The organism is Shewanella electrica (genome assembly GCF_022321485.1).
Lineage (GTDB): Bacteria > Pseudomonadota > Gammaproteobacteria > Enterobacterales > Shewanellaceae > Shewanella > Shewanella electrica.
The window spans coordinates 1-258 of sequence record NZ_JAKOGG010000462.1 but is presented as its reverse complement, the minus strand read 5'-3'; the positions used below and the strand labels follow the sequence as shown (position 1 = coordinate 258).

Below are 258 nucleotides of genomic sequence, written 5' to 3'. Positions count from 1 at the left end.
CGCCGACTTCGCCGTTTCCGTTTTCGCGACGGACATAGACGGCGACGGGGACACCGACGTCCTCTCCGCGTCATTCGATGACAACAAGATTGCGTGGTACGAGAACGACGGAGGGTCACCCCCGTGCTTCACCGAGCACGTGATCTCGACCACCGGCAGCGGCGCCTGGTCCGTTTTCGCGACGGACATGAACGGCGACGGGAACACCGACGTCCTCTCCGCGTCATTCGATGACAACAAGATTGCGTGGTACGAGAA

General features: G+C 61.2%; 1 protein-coding gene. It reads left to right on the top strand.

Annotated elements, in window-relative coordinates; all coding sequences use genetic code 11:
• On the top strand, nt 1-258 hold a 258-nt coding region (locus tag L9G74_RS21205), incomplete at both ends, for an FG-GAP repeat domain-containing protein (protein WP_238898740.1).